Here is a 4,915-nt window from a genome sequence, read left to right on the forward strand (position 1 = left end):
GAGGACAAACGCCGCTACCTCTTCGTGGCGATCGACCGGGCTACGCGCTGGGTGTTCGTGGCCATCTACCCGGAGAAGACGGCCGCCAACGCCCGGCGCTTCCTGCGCTCGCTCATCGAGGCGGCCCCCTTTCATCTGCACACGATCCTCACTGACAACGGCAAGGAGTTCACCGACCGCTTCATTACCCGCGGCGAGCGTACCCCTACAGGAACGCATGCCTTCGATGAACTGTGCCAGGCGCTCGACATCGCGCATCGGCTGACCAAACCTCGCCGCCCGCAGACGAACGGCATGGTCGAGCGCTTCAATGGACGCATCAGTGAAGTGCTTGCTACCCATCGCTTCGACAGCCGAGCCTCGTTGGAGGCGACGATTCATCGCTACGTCTGGCTGTACAATCACCACATCCCCCAGAAAGCCCTGGGGCATGTTCCGCCCATCGAGGCCATGAAAAGATGGTACAAAGAAAAACCGGAACTTTTCATAAAAATACCGCGTAATCGTCCGGGACCTGACAGCTAGGCGTTACGTTCCCCGGAACGCGTGCAGGCGGTCTGAGACCGGGTGCGCGACAGCGCCATCGATCTCGATCAGCACGGGTGGTGATGCCGACGCGCCAGCTCGCCGCCGTATGGCCCTCGCTGTTTCCGGCCGAGCAGTGACACCTGGCGCAACTGCTGATCGAGCGCGTATTGATTGTCGACGACGGGCTGGAGATCCTCTGGCGCAACGCCGGCTGGGTGGATCTGATCGACGAACTGCGCCCCGGCAGAATCGGCCCGGAACTGGCGGAAGGGGGAGATGACGATATGATGCGGATGCGCCAATCGGGCGAGGCCGCGGTGCAACAGCGCATGGACGGCGGCGCCGTGAAGCTCTCGACCTTCATCCCGTTGCAGATCCGCAAGCGCGGCGTGCGCAAGGTGGTGATTCGGCCAGATGGGGGAGAGTGCCAGTCCGACTGCACGGGGCCAGCTCGACAACACTATGCTGGTTACATTAGAGCAGGCCTTCTATTGGCAACAGTTACTCGACGACGGGTTGGTGGTCAGCGGTAGCGATATTGCCCAGCGCGAAGATCTGTATTACTCGACGGTGAATGAACTGTTGCGGCCGGCGCTGCTGGAGCCCGCCATCATCCAGGCCATCCTGGCGGGCCAGCAGCCCAGTTGCATGAGCCTGATCTGGTTCCAGCGCAACCTGCTGCCGCTGGACTGGATCGCGCAGCGGCGGGTGGTCGATGGGTTCGATGCGTAGTGGTTTGACCGCTTATCGGTGGCCATGGCTGACCACGAAAAGGCCGCGCCAAGTCCCTGTAAATACAGGGTTCGACGCCGCGACTACCCGCAGGGCAAACAGAGAAAAGAGACTGGGCTGGCCAGGAAATGGGTCGATTTGGTCTAATTTGGTCTGTCTATCTGGACACGTCGGCACCCGAAGGGCAAGCGCCCGGCACTCCGTGCCACACGGGGATTCGCGCAAAGAAAAAGGGCCCGGAGACTATCCGAGCCCTTTTTCTTGGAATCTGGTGGAGCCGGGGGGAGTCGAACCCCCGTCCGGAAGCCCTCCACAGCCAGGTCTACATACTTAGCCTACCGTTTGAGTTTAGCGCCGGTATTGGTGGGTAGGCTCACCGCACCGACGCGAGCCGCCTTGGTTTTAGGCCCCGAGCCAAGCGGCCCGACTCGGGGACGAGCCTCTGTGAATGACGCTGCGAGATGGCTTACGCCATCATCCGGCCCAGAGGCCAGCCGGTGCAGCGCTCGCCGCCCTTAGGCGGCGAGAGCGAAACGCTCGTCGTTGGCGTTTGTTTGCTTTCCAGTGGATTTACGAGGGGACTGGTCCTCGGTATGCGCTGTGCTGCTTTGCGACCCCCGTCGAAGCCAGGTACGGCCCCAGTGGGTTTGCGTTGTGTTAGTGCCTCGTACAGAGAAAAAGTTCCGCAGATCGGTGCACTTTTTTACGCCACTTTGCGGGTGGCGAGCATGTAGTTTACCGCGGTTTCTTCGATCAGACGATAGGTTTTCGTGAGGGGATTGTAGCCCAGCCCTTGCAGAGCGACCGGTTCGAGCCCGTTCGCCCGTGCCCAGTGGGTGAGTTCGGAGGGGCGTATGAATTTGGCGTAGTCGTGCGTGCCGCGCGGCAGTAGCCTCAGCAGGTATTCCGCCCCCAGAATCGCGTGCAGGTAGGCTTTGGGCGTGCGGTTGATCGTGGCGAAAAATGCCCAGCCGCCGGGGGCGAGCGCCGCGGCGCAGGCGGCGACGATGGATTCGGGCTCGGGGACGTGTTCGAGCAGCTCCATACAGGTGACGATCTCATAGGCGCCGGGATGCGCTGCGGCGTGGGCCTCCGCGCTCTCGAGGCGGTAGTTCACCGATAGGCCGGATTCGAGGAGATGGAGTTTGGCGACTTCGAGAGCGGCAGCGGAGAGGTCGATGCCGGTGACCCGGGCGCCACGCCGCGCCATGCCTTCGGCGAGGATGCCGCCGCCGCAGCCGACGTCGAGCACGCGCTTGCCGGCGAGCGGGACGTGGGATTCGATCCAGGAGAGCCGTAGCGGATTGATTTCGTGCAGTGGCCGGAATTCGCTCGTCGGATCCCACCAGTGGTGGGCGTGCTCCTCGAATTTGGCCAGTTCCAGCGGATCGACGTTCGTCATGGGGAATCCTCCAAAGAAAAACCCCGCCAGGGCGGGGTTTTCCGCAGACCTCGGACGACCAGGATTACTTGTCGGTACCGATGACTTGGATTTCGACGCGACGGTCGGGTTGCAGGCAGTCGATGAGTTTCTTGTTGTTCCGGTTTTCCGGACCCATGTTCTTGCACTTGTCACCGGTGACGGGCATCGTCTCGCCTTTGCCTTCGGTGTAGATGCGATTGGCCGGGACGCCTTTGCTGGTCAGATACGCTTTGACGGCGTCGGCACGGCGCTCGGAGAGTTTCTGGTTGTAAGCCTCGCGGCCGATGCGGTCGGCGTGGCCCACGGCGAGGATGACTTCGACGTTGTACTTACCGAGCTGGGCGACGACTTCGTCGAGCTTGGCCTTGCCTTCGGGGCGAAGCGTGGCTTTGTCGAAATCGAACAGCGTGTCGGTGGAAATCTTCACTTTCTGTTCGGCCGGCTTGGGCGCGGGGCGCGGGGCGGCTGCGGCAACCGGCTTGGGCGGTTCGCATTTCTCTTTGGCGATCAGGTCGGGATCGCAGCTGCAGGCGAGCGGCTTGCCATTGGCGTCCGTGGCCTGCTCGGCAGCCGCCGGCGACCAGCTGGCGCCTGCGCGGACGCAGGCACCTGCGCCACTCATAACGACGACGTTGCGGGAGTCGGTGACATAAGGAACGACGCCCTTGCGATCGACCACGACGTCGGCGGACATTGCGCTCATGGAAAACCCGATCGTCCCAAGGACGACGGCGAGGAGCTTGAAGCGGGTGTTTTTGGTGGTCATGGTAGCATCCTTTCTTGGGAAAACGGTTGGGACAAGGTCTAGGATCGTATCCTTGGATTCATTATACAAGCACTTTTTCAGCGGATTTGCAACTGGATTCGTTGCCGCCAGTTTTGCGCCAGAGCGGACAAAGGTCTGTTGTTTTCCTGCAACAGCAAGATTTTTCCGGAGATACGACGGCGTCCGGCGACCCAGACGTCGCTGACGTGCTCGCGTCCGGCGACGAAGACGAGGTGCGAGCAGGGGTCATAACAGGGCTGGGTTTCGACGGCATCGAGGGCGACGGCGACGAGGTCGGCGGCCTTGCCCGGGCGGATCGAGCCGAGGCGATGTTCCAGCCCGAGGGCGCGGGCGGCGCCGATCGTGGCGAGTTCCAAGATTTGCATGGCTGGCAGCACGTCGGCACGCCCCTGGCCGACCTTGGCGAGCAAGGCCGCGTGGCGCATCTCCTGAAAGAGGTCGAGCCGGTTGTTGCTCGCCGCCCCGTCGGTGCCCAGGCCGACGGCAATGCCGGCTTCGAGCCACCGGGGTACGGCGGCGATGCCGCTGGCGAGTTTCATGTTGGAGGTGGGGCAGTGCACGAGGGCGGCGCCGCGCTCGACTAGCAGCGCGATTTCGCTTTCGGTGAGGTGTACGGCGTGCACGCCGATGAGTCCCGGCCCCAGGAGGCCCATGCGATCGAGCCGCTGCAGGGGCGTTTCTCCGTGGCGTGCGAGCGATTCTTCCCGCTCCTGCGCCGCCTCGAGCAAGTGGATTTGGACTGGCAGGTCGAGCTGGGCGGCGAGGGTGGCGATGCGCTCGAGGGTCTCGTCGCTCACCGAATAGGGGGCGTGCGGCGCGAGCACGAAGGAGACGAGGGGTTCATCGCGCCAGGCGTCGCGCACGGCGAGCCCCTTGGCGAGCGCCTCGTCGGCGTCGGCCGCGTATGGCGTGGGGAAATCGATGACGGTGATGCCGAGCACCGAGCGCATGCCCATGGCGGCGAAGGCGCGCGCGGCGGCCTCGGGATAGAAGTACATGTCGACGGCGGTGGTGATGCCGCCGCGCAGCATCTCGGCGGCGGCGAGCAACGTGCCATCGTAGACGAATGCCTCGCTCATCAGAGCCATCTCGCGCGGCCAGATTGCCTCTTCGAGCCAGCGGCGCAAGGGGAGATCGTCGCCGATGCCACGCAGCAGGGTCATGGCCGCATGCGTGTGGGCGTTGATGAGGCCGGGCAGCAACACGTGATCGGGCAGTTCGACGCGCTCGCGCGGCCGCCAGCGCCGTTCCAATTCCTCGGTCGGCCCGACGTCGAGGATCGTCTCGCCGCGGATCGCGACGGCGTGGCCGGTTAGCAGCGCTCCGGTCGGTTCCATTGGCAGGAGCCAGCGGGGGATGATGAGGACGTCTGCGGGCTGGAGGGCGATCGATTCGGGCATCGGCCAGGGCAATCGCATCAAATCTCTGTAAGGCCGAGGAGCGCC

The 4,915-nt window shown here is 63.7% G+C and carries 6 protein-coding genes and 1 other RNA gene; 2 read left to right on the forward strand and 5 right to left on the reverse strand.

The genetic code is table 11. From position 1 onward, the window contains the following. The coding region (locus GV368_RS10760) for a DDE-type integrase/transposase/recombinase (protein WP_169116520.1) at positions 1-525 on the forward strand (525 nt) is incomplete at its 5' end. 68 nt (positions 526-593) lie between these two features. On the opposite strand, the gene GV368_RS11450 is transcribed toward GV368_RS10760, so the two are convergent. Continuing rightward, positions 594-986: a hypothetical protein gene (locus tag GV368_RS11450; RefSeq protein ID WP_235933764.1), complete on the reverse strand. Its 393-nt coding sequence runs from the start codon at positions 984-986 to the stop codon at positions 594-596. Between the two features lie 4 nt (positions 987-990). Between GV368_RS11450 and GV368_RS10765 the strand changes: the two genes are divergently transcribed. After that, positions 991-1,260 (forward strand): hypothetical protein, encoded by a 270-nt coding sequence (locus tag GV368_RS10765; RefSeq protein ID WP_235933765.1) that lies wholly within the window; start codon positions 991-993, stop codon positions 1,258-1,260. Between the two features lie 269 nt (positions 1,261-1,529). On the opposite strand, the gene ssrA is transcribed toward GV368_RS10765, so the two are convergent. From ssrA to GV368_RS10785, 4 genes are all read right to left on the reverse strand, one after another. Further along, positions 1,530-1,900: a transfer-messenger RNA gene (gene ssrA, locus GV368_RS10770) on the reverse strand. A gap of 63 nt (positions 1,901-1,963) precedes the next feature. Next, a complete protein-coding gene (ubiG, locus tag GV368_RS10775) occupies positions 1,964-2,662 on the reverse strand; it encodes a bifunctional 2-polyprenyl-6-hydroxyphenol methylase/3-demethylubiquinol 3-O-methyltransferase UbiG (protein WP_169116521.1) in 699 nt (232 codons plus the stop codon). Positions 2,663-2,726: 64 nt separating this feature from the next. Continuing rightward, a complete protein-coding gene (locus tag GV368_RS10780) occupies positions 2,727-3,449 on the reverse strand; it encodes an OmpA family protein (RefSeq protein ID WP_169116522.1) in 723 nt (240 codons plus the stop codon). A gap of 77 nt (positions 3,450-3,526) precedes the next feature. Continuing rightward, positions 3,527-4,870, reverse strand: a complete 1,344-nt coding sequence (locus GV368_RS10785; protein ID WP_169116523.1) for a TRZ/ATZ family hydrolase — start codon at positions 4,868-4,870, stop codon at positions 3,527-3,529. Between the last annotated feature and the right edge of the window lie 45 nt (positions 4,871-4,915).

Origin of the sequence: Tepidiphilus baoligensis (assembly GCF_012911495.1) — a bacterium.
GTDB classification, from domain to species: domain Bacteria; phylum Pseudomonadota; class Gammaproteobacteria; order Burkholderiales; family Rhodocyclaceae; genus Tepidiphilus; species Tepidiphilus olei.